Here is a 16,006-nt window from a genome sequence, read left to right as displayed (position 1 = left end):
CAACTGCCAGGCATAGCCCACAACAAATATTGAAAGATCTGAGTAAGTTACGCAGACTTTCTTATAAAAATAAGGTCAGGAATCAGAATAATAAAATGCATTTTTCTTTTCCTTTTTTTCGCCTGCCCGGCAACGAGCGGGCGTTTTTTTATGCATCAACAAGCACTTTCTTGTTTTACAAGTCAGCGTCGAGTATGCCGGCAATCAATCTCTGTTTGCCGGTGCCAGGGTCAGGATCTTTTTTGCATGGGCTTTGATGGCGGCATCTGAGAACCACCAGTACCGGACAGAACCGTCCATAAAATCTTTAACCAGATTTTTCTGGTGGCGGTGAAAGGAGCGGCCCGTCGCCCCGCCCGGCAACACCGCCATGAGCTTTTCATTATCCCCCATATCCGCCACAAAACGCAGAGACGCGCAATGGGTCACGGCATAGGGTGCGTCAAAGTCATACCATCCCCGATACAGGGTTTCACCGGATCCGCCCATGGGCATAGGTCCCGTGCCAAGCAGGGTCTTTAGTCGCCCTTTGCGGACAAGGGGGTTGAGCAGTTCAAGGGTATGCAGATCTCCCCAGCGCCATTGGGCAGGGTTATGGCCAAGGCTCTGAGACAACTCTTTCCGGGCGGCATGGGCGGCCCGGACAAAAAGATCAGCCATGGTTTCCGTTTTACCGGTAGTGCGTATATCATCAAAAAAAAGAGTCTCACCGGCCAGCACAAACTGCAGGAGGCGCTCCTGCCAATAATACCAGGAATCCAACAGCGTCTGAACTTTTTGTGGCCCCAGATCATCTTCAAACACGGCCAGGGCAAAATGCCGGTATACGGCCTGGAAAATCAGCGGCCCCGATTTTTCAGGATCATCTTCAAAATTCCAGTCCGCCAGGATCCGCCCCAGGTCTTTTGTCTCTTCGTTTGCCAAAAGAATCCGCGCCATAACCGGGGCGATTCGACGGGCCATTACATTGCCCGTATCCCTTTGATATTGCCACATATCAAAAAGAGTCTGTTTGGTTTTTTTCGCCATGAGTTCCTTTAGCCTTACATAACGGAATGAGGGTGCAAAATAGGATGAATAATAATTGGGAAAGCCGGAGTCCACAGTTTTATTGTTGCAGGTTCCAACCCATTTTTTTCCCGGGTTGATCTGCCCGGGCATCTGATCCGGAGCAATCCACCCCAGCCAGTTGTCTGTGCTCTCTTTGACCACATGGGGAAATGTGCCGCCGTTTCTGCGCAAGGGAATCCGGCCGGATGCCTGGTGACCGATATTGCCGGAAGCGTCCGCAAACACCCAGTTAAAACAGGCCACCGCCAGGTCCTGCATGGCCCGGGAAAGTTCTTCGGCATTTTTTGCCGTAAGCAGATCCAGCAACCCGATATTAGGCGTCATGGACTCCATTGGCGCAAATCTGAGCGTAAACACCTTATTACCATCCAACCCCTTGAGGACTTTAGACACCACCGGTCCCCGGCGGGTGGTCCGGATATCCAGGTCTTCTGTTCGAAACCCGCCGGGCGCCTTCTTATCTCTTATTTTCAAACATTCTTTAATATGCCCAAAGGCCATGGAATTGCTCCCTTCCAGATAATGGTCAGGATTTTCCGGATCCACGGTTTCAATATAAAGGTCCACCATGTCGCCATAATTGTTGGTGGCGGATAAGGCAATGTGCTCGGTGCGTCCCACACCCATACCCGGGATGCCGGGAATCTGCACGCCAACGGCCCGGATGCCGGGGCAGATCAGTCCTGCCGGATACCAGACACCCGGAAGGATTCTTGCGTCCAGATGGGGATCGCCGGACAGCACCGCAGACCCGGTCACGGATTTGTCCGGAGCCATGGCCCAGTTATTACTGCCCACCCGAAGCTGCCGGTCCCCGGCAAAGGCCAAAAGACCGGGATCAAACGACAGGGACAAGGCAAGGTCCTCCTTGGGCGGCATGACAATAAAGCCTTTGTCATCGGGGTCATCCACATTGATATTCAAAGGCAGAAGCATGGCGGTTTTTTCATACCCCAGGGTATTGAGCAGCATCTGGGAAATGATCTCCGTAGTCAGGTTGGCTGCCGTGGAATATCCCATATAAAAGAGCATACCAAGGCAGTCTTCCACCTGCCATAAATCCGGCTTGATCCCGGCAACACGAAACTCCAAAGCAAGGTCATCCGGGCATTTTTGTATGAAGGTATTTATGCCGTCCACATAGTGCTGGAACTGTTTTCGCAAGGCAGGATTCAATATCCGGGCCTGTTTTTGTGCCATGAGCGGCATTCCGATGGTGCGCATGCGGATATCCAGATCCCTGGCCTGCGCCCCTGCCAGTTCACAGATCCGTCCTTCATAATACATCCGGGTCATCTGCATCTGGAACAGCCTGTCCTGGGCCGTGACAAACCCCTGGGCGAAAAAAAGGTCCCCGATATTTTCAGCATGGATATAGGCAATGCCGGAATCGTCCCGGGTTACGGTCACGGGCCGGCTTAAGCCGGCAAGGTGTAATCGCCCCTCTTTTTGGTAACCGTTAATCTGCGGCAGAAAGAAAAAAAGAATCACACAACAAACCACCAGCAAAGCGGTGACGACACTGACACGCCGAACCCATTTCATGGCGACTCCTTGGATATTTTTAAAAGCACCCCATCATATGCCCTTGGCCCCGGCAATGTCAACAAAGGCGAATACGCTTACAGGACAATCGCATCTTAAAAAATACAGTGAATCTGCAATTGAACAGATTCTTAACTTTTTCAAGCAGGCACAATATATGGTGGACGGATAATCTTAGAAAAAATGTGGACTAACAGGGATAGTTTGGGGGTCTCATAAGCCTAAAAAACAGACCTTTTCCTGAAGGTCGTCTTTACCTCAAACCCATCGGTTTAATCGGCCCAATTTTATATTTCAGATCACCAATAACAAAAGTAGTCAACGCCTTTACTGGTAAGGGTTGCACCCCACATAAATAGACAAAGTACTCAGTGACCACACAGAATCGGGAGCCTGCAAGGCAATTGTATCCGGGTTAGTTTTTCTGTTAGCGTGCCTACAAAACGATCTTGCCACTAGCTCTTTTTAGGTATTTTTGTTTTCTTTTACCAAATTTATCGATTTCCTTTTCTAACTCAGCTAATTTATCAGTGTTTTTTTCATTTTTCTCTCTTTCTTCCTCATATTTATCGATTAGACTTTTTACAGAAGGGACAAATTTATATCCACGGTTGCTGATTTCTCTTGCGAGATCAACAAATTCATCTGCACTGGATTCTTTCAGTTCTCTGCCTCCAGCATCATATGAGCTATCGTTTGCAATTTCGTCAGATAGCAGATCTTTTTCGAAAAGTTCTGAAAGCTCCCATTTTAGCCTAGTTATATTTGCATCTTTTAAATCAATGCCTATATTCAGCAATTTTTCTACATATTTCCAATTTTCTGATACGGAATACGCTAAAAAAGGATTTAAGAAAACATTAGAAATTTCTTCGTATGATAAATCAAATGGTTCTATTTTTTCAAGAAAAGAGACCATCTTTAATGGCTTTATATAAAATTCTGACAGGATGTTTAATTCCTTAGCACATTTCAAAGGTCTTGTCGTAGTTGTCAACACATAGTAACCATATTTAAAGCTATTCATAGAATTTGTATGATTTTTATTTTTATGCAAATAATTAAGGTATAATCTGGCATCAATACGTGCGATTTCACGATTCTCTTCATCATCTCTAAATTCGGCTTTAAATGTTTTGATCGTAAGAGTATAAATTTTTTCTTGAAGCTGCTCTAATTGAGCATATTCGTCCTTATCTAACTCCGTGTCGACTAAGTCAATTAGACCAACTTGGTCACTTATTGAATCATGAACAAGTACTTTTAAAAAATCTATTGGTCTATTCTTTGAATAATAATTTTTGAGGTATCCATCAAAGCTTGTAGATCCCGATATATCCCCATTTGATTTGGCTATGAAATATCCCTTTACGAACACATTCATCACTTGTTCTTCAATGATAATTGGGTCTAATCCTTTATATTTATTTTCAAAATATTTATAACTTCTTACTGAAAATTCGGCATGCTTGGCGACTTCATGTAAAACATCTGTAGGGATATACACCTTTGCGCCATAATCTATTAATTTATTAACGATTCGCTTGTACACTGAATTCTTAGTTACTTCGGACACTAACAAATTCAATGCGAAATCCGTATCTAATACAAAGGTTTTGCCTTGTAACTGGTCGGCTTGCACTTTAATTTGTTTTGGATCTAATTTTAATACTTGGTGGCCAATATAAATTTTACACCAAGACTCTAAGACTACCTTTTGCTCATCTGTTGGTTTTTTCAGTACTTCGCCAACCGCATAAATTAGAATCTCATATTCTTCTGGCGGTAAATCTCGTTTCAGTCTGTTTATAAGATTCTCATAGTATTCGAGATCATTATAAATATATTCAGTCTCTGAAATCGATATTTCCATTGCAAATAGTTTGAAATATTCTGTTATGCTTTCCTCAATATTTCTTTTAGCAAAGCGAATTGAAGCCGGAGAAAGTGTTCGCTTTAAAATATTTTGCGTTTTATATAATACATCTTCTACCAGAGCATCTTTATCAGATTCGAGAGCCTTGTATGTATCTTCAATCTTTATTATTTCGTCCCTGATTAATGTATATCGACCTTCTTTATTCAACACCTTGCCGGAACCTATCAATCTATTTAAGGATGCTAAAATCCTCTGTTTATCTATTTGAGCATTTAGATTTTTACAGATTTCAATTGTGAGATCATCGATCATGCACATGGATTTCAAATACACGAAAGATTGAACCATGCAATCGAACAGTCGTTTATTAGACTCAAAAAATTGCCTGCGTTGAGAAAATGCAATTGTCATTTTTAATAAAGACTTTTCATAGTAACTATTTAAATTATCGCTGCAACTTGTTGGTTTAAATAGATCGGATTCAAGCTGACTTTTTATATTTGGAAAGAACCTATGCAAAAGGGTAGAGTTAGCCCCTAATCTCGATTTAAAGGTTTGTCTGTCATAAATTTCGATTCTTGGTTTAGCTCCAAACTGTTTCCTAAAATTTTTTTTTACCTCTTCTTTGTTATTGATTTTTTCCAATGTCACAATTATCAATTCATCGCAACTTTTCCCGCTTCCTTTGATTTTTTCATATGTTTTAGTTATTTTTGACTTGGTCTCCTTTTGCATCGAATATTGGAAAATTATATTATACTCTTTCTGTTCATAATATTTTATTAATTTAGCATCAACTCCTTCATCATGCCACCCACCCGCAGGAACCAGGTTATTGTAACCTTCTTGAAGCATAATTTCATTTGCCAAATCTTCAAATTTTATAAAGTCAGTGTAATCACTAAGAATCAAATCGATTATGTCCATGATATCCTCGCTTTATGCCCCAAACGCTAACAGAATGGTAATGTAGTTTTTTTATTAGAGTCCGAGTCTGTAATATCATCCTAATAAAAAATGGAAATAAGGATGGTATTTCAATATCAGTCAACCAACTTGATGTAAATATGAAATTTGGAAACGTTGAGAAACTGAAAGCATCCAATGATGGTATTATCAGTCGCCCAGGCTTATTTCAAAACAGCATTCAATAGCAGAAGTATTGTGGATGCGATCATTTCCAATTCTCACTGTGGACTACATCGATATCGAAATGTCCTCAATGTGGAATTTCAAACCCACTATTATTAATAGTTTTGACAATATCTTGGGGTAACCCTTTACTGTTTAACATTAAAACTGCAAGCAAGTTAAATGCGATTGCCCTGGAAATGCTCACAACCCCAGAAGCCCTGCCCCCTCCCGGCCAAGCCCCCAGGCAAAACAACACAGAAAAAGACCCAGCACCCGCATGGTCCAGACGTAGGTGGCACCGGTTAAAAAACTGCGGGTCCTGGCCACCACAAAGGCCAGGGCCAGTTTGGAGCCCACAAGCAGCAGATAGAAACCGGTCACAAATCCAATGGCACCCCCGGGATGAATCTGCCAGGCCTTGGACGCCACGGGTACACCAACGGTGATCCAGAACAGGAAGGGGTGGGGGCTTAAAATATTTACCAGAACCCTTCATTTATCTTTGCCCCAAAATTTTCAGGCAATCAATGTACCAGCTATATTTTGCCTTTTCCATCACAAAGACTATGCAACCTAAAAAATCATACCTTGCAATCATTCGCGCTATGGTTTAATTTTTGGCCCATTATTGGGTGTCTATAAAGACGATTAGTGTGCGGCCCGTTGCCGCCTTTTTTAAAACCTGGAACATACAATGAACACCGACCAGCAATTTTCAGCCCGGATCACATGCAAACGCATTGTGGTCAAAGTGGGTTCAGGGGTGCTGACCCGGAAAAACAGCCTCAATATTCATATCATCAACAGCATTGCAAGCCAGATCTGTCTACTCCATGACCGGGGCATAGAAGTGATCCTTGTCTCCTCCGGGGCCATGGCTGCGGGCGTTAAAAAAATCGGTCTGAAAAAAAGGCCGTCGGAAACCCCCAAACGCCAGGCGGTTTGCGCCATCGGCCAGGCCGATCTGATCCGTGAATGGGAAAAGGCCATGGAGCACTGCGGCCGGAAAGTGGCCCAGATTCTTCTGACCAGAGGCGATTTGTGCGACCGGGTCCGGTATCTAAATGCCAGGAACACCCTGAGTACGCTCCTGGAATGGAAGGTGCTGCCCATTATCAATGAAAATGACACCGTGGCTGTGAAATCCCTGCAATTCGGGGACAACGACAACCTGGGCGCCATGATCACCATGCTGCTTAACGCTGATCTGATGATCAATCTGACCGATATCGGCGGCCTGTACAACAAAGATCCCCGGGTCCATGACGATGCCCAGCTTATCAGAGAGGTAACCACCATGGGCAGCGATATCGAGGCCATGGCCGGAAAGATTGCAGGGCCCTTGGGTACAGGGGGCATGGGCACCAAAATAAGCGCCGCCAAAAAGCTGACTGCGGCAGGCATCCCCATGATCATTGCCTGTGGCCTGGAACAGGATATCCTGGTCAAAATTGCGGACAATAATTATACCGGCACCTATTTTGTCCCCAATGGTCAAAAGCCTTCATCCAGGAAAAACTGGATCGGCCTGACCCTGCAGGCCAAGGGCCGAATCACCATAGACAAAGGCGCCCAGAAAGCCGTGGTGGAACAGGGAAAAAGCCTTTTACCTTCAGGTATTACCCGGGTGGAAGACTATTTTGAGGTGGGTGACCCAGTGGAATTCATTACAGAGGACAACGTGGTCCTGGGCATGGGTCTGGTCAATTACAGTGCCTCGGATATATTAAAAATCATGGGCTGCAAGACCAGCCAGATTAAGAAACGGTTAGGTTTTATATCCTATGACGAGGTGATTCACAGGGATAATCTGATGATCACCGCATACCCGGATGATGCCCGCTCATAACTGATTTCGGGATAAACATAAAGGAGAACCATTCTATGTCTTTGGAAAATCAGATCATTCAAATTGCCAAACAGGCCAGGGCAGCAGCCCGCATTATGGCAACCCTGTCTGCGGAACAGAAAAACAGGGCGCTTTTTGCCATTGCCCGGCAGTTGGAAAAGAATAAAGAGGTCATCCAGGCGGAAAACGCAAAGGATGTGGCAGCGGCCCGGAAAAACGGGTTGTCCGATGCCATGATCGACCGGCTGACCATTACCGATAAGGTATTGGACGGGATGGTCGAAGGGCTGGAATATGTGGCGGGCCTGGAAGATCCCGTGGGCACCTTATCGGATTCCTCCATCCGGCCCAACGGTCTTGAAATGGCCAGAATGCGCATTCCGTTGGGGGTTATCGGTATTATCTACGAATCAAGGCCCAATGTCACCGTGGATGCCGCAGGTCTGTGCCTGAAGGCCGGTAATGCCGTGATCCTGCGGGGCGGTTCCGAAGCGATTCACTCCAACCAGGCCCTGGCCCGGGCCATTGAGCAGGGTATTTCCACTCAAGGCCTGCCGGCCGGCGCAGTTCAAGTCATCCCCACATCGGACCGGGCTGCCGTGGATATCATGCTCAAGCAGGAAGAATATATCGACCTGATCATCCCCCGGGGTGGAGAAGGTCTGATCCGCCATGTGGTGGCAGCCTCGAGCATCCCAGTTCTCAAGCATTACAAAGGGGTCTGCCACGCCTATGTGGATGAGCTGGCGGACCTGGAGATGGGCGTGAGCATCGTACTCAATGCCAAGGCCCAGCGGCCCGGGGTATGCAATGCCCTGGAAACCCTGCTGGTTCATGAAGGTGTGGCGCAACAATTTTTGCCCATGGTCCACAAGGCACTGACCCAGGCCGGTGTCACTCTTAAAGGGTGCCCGAAAACCTGCGAAATACTGCCTGATGCCGTTCCCGCCACCGAAGCGGACTGGCCCATGGAATACCAGGATCTGATTCTGGCCGTCAAGGTGGTTAAGGACATGGATGATGCCATGGCCCATATCGCGGCCTACGGCTCCAATCACACCGAAGTAATCATCACAACGGATCTGAACCGGTCCCGGCGATTTATCCGGGAAGTGGACGCATCCCTTGTCATTGTCAATGCATCCACCCGGTTCAATGACGGGGGCCAGCTGGGCCTGGGCGCTGAGATCGGCATATCCACCTCCAAGTTGCACGCCTACGGCCCCATGGGCATAAAAGAGCTGACCACCACTAAATTTGTGGCCTGGGGGAACGGGCAGATCAGGACCTGATCAACACTATTTTATCGACCAGCCAAAGGAGTTTTTTATGGTTCATCAGCCCGACACCCCGAGAAAAGAGGTCCTTCAAAGTGACTGCTGGGATCTGTCCCCGATGTTTCAAAGCATCGGGGCGTGGGAATCGCTTTTCCAGGCGCTGGAAAAAAAAATACCCACCTATGAAAATTTCAAGGGAACCCTTTCCCAGGGACCTGATATCCTTTTAGCCTGCATTGAGTTCGACCACGGTGTCAGTCGGGATATGGACGCTTTGTATACATTTTCCCACCTGAAAAACGATGAAGATAAAACCCAGTCGGACAATGAAGGTCTTTTCCAGCGCGCCTCCAATCTTTACACCCGCATCGGGGAGGCCTCAAGCTTTATTTCACCTGAAATTCAGGCCATGCCCTTAGATCAACTGACGAGACTTCTCGATAAAGAAGCATTTAAACCATACCGGTTTTACCTGGAACAGATGATCCGGTACATTCCCCACACAAGGGATGCACCAACCGAACAGCTCCTGGCAATGGCCGGCGAAAGCTTAAGTGCCCCCCAAAGAATTTTTTCTCAGTTGGACAATGCAGATCTCAATTTCGGTAGGGTAAAAACACCTGCAGGAGACGTACTGCCTTTGACCCACGGAAACTTTATCACTTTTCTGGGAAATAAAGAGAGAAGCTTTCGCAAAACGGTCTTTGAACAGTATTACCAGACATACCATGACCACAGGCACACCATTGCCGCTACATTAGGCGCCTCAGTAAAAAAGGATCTATTCTGGGCAAGGGCGAGGCATTTTGATTCGGCACGAAAATCTGCCCTGTTTGCGGACAACGTCCCGGAAGATGTGTATGACAACCTGATTATCAATGTAAAAAAATCATTTTCACCCCTTTACCGATACCTTGATTTCAGAAAACAGGCCCTGGGTGTTGACGACCTGCACATGTACGACACCTATGTACAGCTTGTCCCTGATATTGACTTCCACATGGACTATGAACAGGCGGTTGCGACCTGCATTGAGGCTCTTGAACCCTTAGGCCGGGACTATTGCCGCACCCTGGAGCAGGGGTTGCTTCAGGGCTGGGTGGACAGATATGAAAACAAAGGCAAACAAAGCGGCGCCTACTCTTCGGGGTGTTACGATTCCAACCCCTATATCCTGCTCAACTATGATCCCAATTCCATTAACAGCCTGTTCACGCTGATTCACGAGGCAGGGCATTCCATGCACTCCTTTCTTGCCAACAAAGCCCAGCCTTACCCCACCCACGGTTACACGATTTTTGTGGCCGAGGTGGCATCCACCCTGAACGAGGCGCTTCTGGCCCGGCATCTTCTGGAAAAATACAAGGATGATCCCAAAATGAAGGCCTACATACTGAACCGGGAGATCGACAATATCCGCGGCACATTTTTCCGCCAGACCATGTTTGCCGAATTTGAACATATCATCCATGGCCTGGCAGGAGAAAACCAGCCCCTGACCATTAAAACCTTCACCTCCGTATATAAAGACCTTTTATCCGTATATTTCGGCGATAACATGATCATTGACGAGGCCCTTACCCTGGAATGCCTGCGCATCCCCCATTTTTATTCTTCCTTTTATGTTTATAAATATGCCACGGGTCTTGCGGCAGCCTTAGGAATAGCCCAGCGCATAACAGACAAGGGTAAGGCTGCCGTGGACGATTACCTTGACTTTCTCAAACTCGGGGGCGCCATGTTTCCCATTGACGAACTCAGGGTGGCGGGAGTGGACATGGCTACCATTACCCCGGTGCAGGCGGCGGCATCTCATTTTGAATCACGGATCAGAGAACTGGAAACCCTGTGGCCGTCCATTTAGAACCCGTCCATATAGAACCCATTGGTGTGATCCACACCTGTTTCAAGGAGAAATTCGGCATTCCCCGGCAGCCCAACCTTGCGGCCAAGGCACCGGGGATGCTTGAATTTTTTCCTGAATTTGCAAGGCCCGAGGCTGTCAGAGGACTTGAACAATTTTCCCATATCTGGCTGGTTTTTGTTTTTCACAAGGTTGTGAAAAAGAATGGAAAATGGTCTTCCATGGTACGCCCCCCGCGCCTTGGGGGAAATAAAAAGGTCGGCGTATTTGCCTCCCGTTCCCCGTTCCGGCCCAACCCCATCGGCATCTCCTGTGTCCGGCTTGAAGGCATTGAATCTACACCCAAAGGACCGGTGCTTCACCTGACCGGTGTGGATATCCTGGATCAAACCCCTGTTCTGGACATTAAACCCTATCTGCCCTATTCAGACCGGTTGGACACTGCCCGGGACGGTTTTGCACCGGCTCCGGACAACAAGCGTTGTCAGGTGAGTTTTTCAGACATGGCAGCCACACAGCTCCAGGAAAAGGAAAAGGCAATCCCCAATCTGATGCCCATCATTACCCAGGTGCTGGAAAATGATCCGCGGCCTGCTTATTTCGATGCTCATCTTCCCAATTTGGAAAGAGACATCAGGACGGATGTGCCGCAAGAAAATCGTGTATACGGTATCCGGCTGTTTGACTTTGATCTCAAATGGCAGGCATCAGGAAATAAAATCCGGGTCCTTTCCCTGGACCCGGTTTAGTGGCGGATCATTTTTTGGGGCTGTAATGACGCTTCAACCAGGACCCCAGCCCGTCAAGGCCGGGAAACAGCACACGCTCCGTGATATTGCACAGATCCAGTTTATCCCGGCATTCCCATTTAAGGTTCGCGGGAATAATGATGCGCTGGAAAAGGTCGGCATGACGGTTCAGCCAGTCATCAATTACCCGGCATGGATTGGGCATGACCGAAAAAAGCGCATATTGGTTCACGATGCGTTCGTCAATGGATGGCGGCTCAAAAAAGAGCAGGAACTCCTCGGACCCGCCCAGGGCATCAAACTGGGTTAAGGTTTCAACATACTGATGAAAGGTTTTTTCCCCTGCATGACAGTCCGGCCTTTCCTGGCCGATACTGGTGAGCAGCTCCACGGTAAACGCCTGGGCCCCTTCTGCGGCCAGTTGTCCTTTAAGTTCGGAAGGCAACCGCTCATGGACCTGTTCATAATTTATCCGCCAGATCACCCCGTCCAGGTCAAACCGCTCAAGGTTGGCCAGGGCAAAGTGGAGGGCAATATAGGGTGAATAGGTCCAGTCCATGAGGCGGGTGGGCAGCCCGTGGTGCTGGGCCACAGCCAGAAGGTGCCAGAAGGAATCAGGCTCTTCCCGCCCCTGGGCCCTGGAATATTTACGGAAATTACGCAGCAGGTGCTTTTCAAGGGACCAGAACGGTCCGCCCAGACGCATCAAGGAGGTTTCAAGGCGGTAGGATGCATCGGACAGCCCCCGGTACACAAAGGGTGGCCGGTACCTTTGAATGGCATCATTCCAGGCACCTTTAAACAATTCCTCCTGGAGCATGCCCCAGGAATCTACTATGATGTCCGGCATAAGACTTTCTCCCCCCCGGGCAGCCCCGGTTTCTTTATTTGTTGTGGGCAATGGCCTGTGGCAATTGATTTATCTGATCCTCACCAAACACCATAATACCGTTCTGTCTTAAAAATGCGGTTGTCACACCCATACCCGCCACAAGAGACCGGCTGAAACTGCCGTCATAGATCCGGCAACTTCCGCAGGACGGACTCTTTTGTTTTAAAAGGGCCGTTTTGATACCACAGGCAACAGCTTTGTCCAAAGCGGCCTGTGCGCCTTTGATAAAAAACGCCGTTACATCGACCTGCCGAGTCGTCACCCGGGCCGTTCCCGCCCACACCCCAGGACCACCGCCCGGGGAGATCTCTGCCGGCGGCCGGGGTACGGGAAGGCCACCGTCCATTTCCGGACAGACCGGAACCAGCAACCCTTTGGCCTGCCACAGGTCAATGAGTGAGCATTTAAAGGGACAGGACCTGCCGTCATAGCGCACCGGCTGTCCCAGAAGACAGGCTGAAATCAGTATCTTTTCCATGGTGGAACGTTATATCAGCATTGCCTTGGTTTGTAAAAATTTCTTGACTAAGGAACCTAATCAATGCAATGAATGATAATTCATTTTCCATAGTGAGGAGGAGACATGGCACAGCTAATTTCCGACCAGCGGGACATTGATTTTGTCGTTCACGAAATCCTTGAGGCGCATACCCTTTCAGAACTGAACGACAATTACGCCGACTTTAACAAAAAAACCATTGATATGGTGATTAAAGAGGCAAAAAATCTGGCGATTAAAGAGCTGCTGCCCATAAACAAGGAAGGGGATGAGACAGGCTGCACACTTGAAAACGGCAAGGTCACCACGCCAGCCTCTTTCAAGCGCGTATTTGATCTGTTCAATGAAGGTGAATGGCTGGCCCCCACCGAAGATCCCCAATGGGGCGGCCAGGGGATGCCTTTCACCGTTGCCGCGGCAACAGCCGAATATTTCAACGGGGCCAACTACCCGTTCATGATCTACTGCACCCTCACCCAGGGTGCAGGTCATCTTATTGAACATTTTGGTACCGAAGCACAGAAAAAGACCTATCTTAAAAACATGTACACCGGAAAATGGACCGGCACCATGCTGCTCACCGAACCCGAGGCCGGATCCGATGTCGGGGCACTGACCACCAAAGCCATCCCTAATGCCGACGGCACTTACAACATTGTGGGTGAAAAAATTTTTATTTCCGGCGGCGAACACGATCTGGCAGAAAATATCATCCATCCCGTATTAGCGCGCATTGAAGGGGCACCTGCCGGCACAAGAGGCATCTCATTATTCCTGGTTCCGAAATACAGAGTTAACAAAGACGGGTCTTTGGGGCAATTCAACGATGTCATCTGCACCGGCATTGAGCATAAAATGGGCATCCACGGAAACTCAACCTGCTCCTTGTCTTTAGGGACCAGAGGCAACTGCGTGGGCACCCTTTTAGGCGAAGAAAACAAGGGCATGAAAGCCATGTTTCTCATGATGAACGCTGCCCGCTTACTCGTAGGAGTCCAGGGCTTTGCCTGTGCCGGTGCAGCCTATATGTATGCCCTGGATTATGCAAAAAACCGTATCCAGGGCCGGAACCTGACGGAGATCATGAATCCTGGGGCCCCGGCAGTTCCCATTTTTCGCCATCCTGATGTGCGACGCCAGCTCATGGTGATGAAGTCCAATGTCGAAGCCATGCGTACCTTGATCTACTATGTCCATTACTGCATTGACATGTCCAAGTATGCGGCAACCGACGAAGAAAAAGCCAAATACCACGGCTTTGTTGAAGTCCTCACCCCCATTGCCAAGGGGTATGTCACAGACCGGGCCTTTGAGGTCTGTTCCCAGGGCATGCAGGTTTACGGCGGTTACGGATTCATCGAAGAGTACCCCATGGCCCAGTTGCTGCGAGATGTCAGGATAACCATGATCTACGAAGGAACCAACGGCATCCAGGCCATGGATCTTCTAGGCCGAAAACTTGGCATGAACAAGGGCAAGCCCGTCATGGATCTGTTCGGTGAAATGGAGACGACCATTGCCCGGGCCAAGGATATTCCGATACTTGAAAAAGCGGCGACCAAGGTTGAAGAGGTGGTAAAAAAATTAGCTGAAGTGGCCATCCACATGGGCACCACCGCCATGGGTCCCAAAGTGCTTGCCGCCTTTGCCAACGCCCATCCGTTCCAGGATGCCACCGGTGACACCGTTTTTGCATGGATGCTGCTGTGGCGCGCCGTGACCGCTGCCCAAAACCTTGAAAAGGCCAAAAAGAAAGATATTCCCTTTTACCAGGGAGTCATCAAAAGTCTTGAATTTTATGCCCAGACGGTACTGCCCATCACTCTGGGCCGGTTTGCGGCACTGCTGAACACAAGCGCCGTAGCTGTAGAGATTGAAGACGACATGTTTCCCAGCTGATTAGATTCTTTTTATTGATCCTCCAGTGAGTTCTGAAGATCGCAGGTCTCATCGGCAAAGCAGATCATGGCCCGTTCCAGTCTCGGGTAATCCGGGTTAAAGGTGCCTCTTCGCCAGTAATCGTAATCCAGTTCTTTTTGGGCAGCTTTCGAGGCAATATCCTTTTCTCCGAAAATGGTTTTGGCCGAGCCTTTCTGGCATTTATTGAAATCTTCCATATCCGGCGGAGTGTCATAGGCTTTGCAGTGGTGATACTTGCCATTAACGCCGTAATGGGGATCTGAAGGACTCATGGACAGGGCCGTATGGGCGTAGTTGGCGAACCGGTATGCGGTTCCCTGGAATTTCCGGTCCACCGGCCCCGGTTTGACTTCTTTGATGTCGTCACAGGGCGGATCAATATTCCGCTCGGCATGGCGGGATGCATACCAGATCAGACCGCGGCGCCGGGCCGTCACCTGTTCGCAGAAAAACTGCCGGGCTGCATTCGCGTCAATGGTTTGATCATCGGCACTAACAGCCATGAGTACCGGCACGTCAATGGGGGCTTTGGTTTTCATGATGTTTTTGGTGAGCAGAAAAAATTCAGCGCCGGCATTGACGGAAAATGATTCATATCGCGCCGCGTCTCGTTCTTCAAACGTGTCGAGCCACTCCTTAACCCAGCGCAGGTAGGGGCTGAGAAAGGCAGCACCGGATTTGGCCTTGACTGCTGTAGAGATCAGGATCAACCCTTTGATTTTGGGATTTTTGGGGTTGTCCTGCAGATGACGAATGGCAAGGGCCGTGCCGGTGGAAAATCCCACCAGGTAGAGATCGGAAATTGTCTCCATCTTTTCAAAGCTGCGAACCCCATAGTCGGTGATGGCCATCCAGTCCGCATACTTCATCTTCATGGAGTCTCCGGCAACCGTACCATGGCCGGGCAGGAGCACAGCCCGGATGGTTCCGTTGGGATACGCCTGATGCAGGGAGTCGGCAATGCTGCGCATCAGGTAGGGGGAGTCGGTAAGCCCGTGAATGAGAAGAAACCCCTTACCTTTACCGGGCCCTGTGCTGCCGTTTTCCGGAAGGCGTTCAAATGGGCCCCGCATTTGAGCTGCCTGGGCAGGCGAATAGTCACCAAGAAAGGGACTGTGCCCCTTTGCGAACCGCAGGGCACCCAGGATCTGTTCAATATTTTTTCTGCTTTCCTGAACATATTGACTGAAGGGTAACTTTGTATCCGGAGGTACGCCGGCCGGACTGCCGCTCTCTTTCAGGTAAGAAGGTTTCGGCGCACAGGAAGCAAGGAAAAACAAAAAAAGCACAAAAAACCCGTTGAGCTTAGATCTGAACATGTTGCTTC

The 16,006-nt window shown here is 48.5% G+C and carries 11 protein-coding genes; 5 read left to right on the top strand and 6 right to left on the bottom strand.

Features of this window, described 5'->3' with window-relative positions; all coding sequences use genetic code 11:
* Positions 1-204: 204 nt before the first annotated feature.
* The 3 genes from DESPODRAFT_RS17310 to DESPODRAFT_RS17300 all read right to left on the bottom strand — a co-directional run bounded on the left by DESPODRAFT_RS17310 (position 205) and on the right by DESPODRAFT_RS17300 (position 6,058).
* Positions 205-2,616, bottom strand: a complete 2,412-nt coding sequence (locus DESPODRAFT_RS17310) for a penicillin acylase family protein (RefSeq protein ID WP_004075361.1) — start codon at positions 2,614-2,616, stop codon at positions 205-207.
* A gap of 436 nt (positions 2,617-3,052) precedes the next feature.
* The gene (locus DESPODRAFT_RS17305; RefSeq protein ID WP_004075359.1) at positions 3,053-5,422 is read right to left on the bottom strand and encodes a hypothetical protein; all 2,370 of its coding nucleotides are present in this window, start codon (positions 5,420-5,422) and stop codon (positions 3,053-3,055) included.
* A gap of 408 nt (positions 5,423-5,830) precedes the next feature.
* Positions 5,831-6,058, bottom strand: a complete 228-nt coding sequence (locus DESPODRAFT_RS17300) for a hypothetical protein (protein ID WP_216594024.1) — start codon at positions 6,056-6,058, stop codon at positions 5,831-5,833.
* Positions 6,059-6,323: 265 nt separating this feature from the next.
* Here DESPODRAFT_RS17300 and proB point away from each other — a divergent pair, with 265 nt between their 5' ends.
* From proB to tsaA, 4 genes are read left to right on the top strand one after another with little or no spacing between them, the layout of a single operon-like run.
* A complete protein-coding gene (gene proB, locus DESPODRAFT_RS17295) occupies positions 6,324-7,478 on the top strand; it encodes a glutamate 5-kinase (protein ID WP_004075357.1) in 1,155 nt (384 codons plus the stop codon).
* Positions 7,479-7,513: 35 nt separating this feature from the next.
* Positions 7,514-8,770 (top strand): glutamate-5-semialdehyde dehydrogenase, encoded by a 1,257-nt coding sequence (locus DESPODRAFT_RS17290; RefSeq protein WP_004075355.1) that lies wholly within the window; start codon positions 7,514-7,516, stop codon positions 8,768-8,770.
* 37 nt (positions 8,771-8,807) lie between these two features.
* Positions 8,808-10,619: an oligoendopeptidase F gene (pepF, locus tag DESPODRAFT_RS17285; protein ID WP_004075352.1), complete on the top strand. Its 1,812-nt coding sequence runs from the start codon at positions 8,808-8,810 to the stop codon at positions 10,617-10,619.
* Positions 10,604-11,368, top strand: a complete 765-nt coding sequence (gene tsaA, locus DESPODRAFT_RS17280) for a tRNA (N6-threonylcarbamoyladenosine(37)-N6)-methyltransferase TrmO (protein ID WP_004075351.1) — start codon at positions 10,604-10,606, stop codon at positions 11,366-11,368. Before pepF ends, tsaA begins: the two co-directional genes overlap by 16 nt.
* A 7-nt stretch (positions 11,369-11,375) precedes the next feature.
* On the opposite strand, the gene DESPODRAFT_RS17275 is transcribed toward tsaA, so the two are convergent.
* Together DESPODRAFT_RS17275 and DESPODRAFT_RS17270 are read right to left on the bottom strand one after the other, a co-directional pair.
* Positions 11,376-12,218, bottom strand: coding sequence for an FRG domain-containing protein (locus tag DESPODRAFT_RS17275; protein ID WP_004075349.1), 843 nt, complete (start codon positions 12,216-12,218; stop codon positions 11,376-11,378).
* Positions 12,219-12,252: 34 nt separating this feature from the next.
* On the bottom strand, positions 12,253-12,738 hold the full coding sequence (locus DESPODRAFT_RS17270) for a 2-thiouracil desulfurase family protein (RefSeq protein WP_004075347.1): 486 nt from the start codon (positions 12,736-12,738) through the stop codon (positions 12,253-12,255).
* A gap of 105 nt (positions 12,739-12,843) precedes the next feature.
* Here DESPODRAFT_RS17270 and DESPODRAFT_RS17265 point away from each other — a divergent pair, with 105 nt between their 5' ends.
* Entirely contained in the window at positions 12,844-14,658 is a 1,815-nt protein-coding gene (locus DESPODRAFT_RS17265; protein ID WP_004075345.1) for an acyl-CoA dehydrogenase family protein, read from the top strand.
* Positions 14,659-14,669: 11 nt separating this feature from the next.
* Here DESPODRAFT_RS17265 and DESPODRAFT_RS17260 read toward each other — a convergent pair whose 3' ends face one another.
* Positions 14,670-15,998 carry an alpha/beta hydrolase gene (locus tag DESPODRAFT_RS17260; protein WP_004075343.1) on the bottom strand — a complete coding sequence of 443 codons (1,329 nt, stop codon included), beginning with the start codon at positions 15,996-15,998 and terminating at the stop codon, positions 14,670-14,672.
* Positions 15,999-16,006: the final 8 nt, after the last annotated feature.

The organism is Desulfobacter postgatei 2ac9 (genome assembly GCF_000233695.2).
Taxonomy (GTDB): domain Bacteria; phylum Desulfobacterota; class Desulfobacteria; order Desulfobacterales; family Desulfobacteraceae; genus Desulfobacter; species Desulfobacter postgatei.
Note: the sequence above shows the minus strand (reverse complement) of the source record. Positions and strands in the feature narration are given on the sequence as shown.

Coding starts and splice junctions, on each gene's coding strand:
- DESPODRAFT_RS17265 (WP_004075345.1), top strand. CDS start 12,844: ATGGCACAGCTAATTTCCGACCAGCGGGACATTGATTTTGTCGTTCAC.
- proB (WP_004075357.1), top strand. CDS start 6,324: ATGAACACCGACCAGCAATTTTCAGCCCGGATCACATGCAAACGCATT.
- pepF (WP_004075352.1), top strand. CDS start 8,808: ATGGTTCATCAGCCCGACACCCCGAGAAAAGAGGTCCTTCAAAGTGAC.
- DESPODRAFT_RS17310 (WP_004075361.1), bottom strand. CDS start 2,616: ATGAAATGGGTTCGGCGTGTCAGTGTCGTCACCGCTTTGCTGGTGGTT.
- DESPODRAFT_RS17260 (WP_004075343.1), bottom strand. CDS start 15,998: ATGTTCAGATCTAAGCTCAACGGGTTTTTTGTGCTTTTTTTGTTTTTC.
- DESPODRAFT_RS17270 (WP_004075347.1), bottom strand. CDS start 12,738: ATGGAAAAGATACTGATTTCAGCCTGTCTTCTGGGACAGCCGGTGCGC.
- DESPODRAFT_RS17275 (WP_004075349.1), bottom strand. CDS start 12,218: ATGCCGGACATCATAGTAGATTCCTGGGGCATGCTCCAGGAGGAATTG.
- DESPODRAFT_RS17305 (WP_004075359.1), bottom strand. CDS start 5,422: ATGGACATAATCGATTTGATTCTTAGTGATTACACTGACTTTATAAAA.
- DESPODRAFT_RS17290 (WP_004075355.1), top strand. CDS start 7,514: ATGTCTTTGGAAAATCAGATCATTCAAATTGCCAAACAGGCCAGGGCA.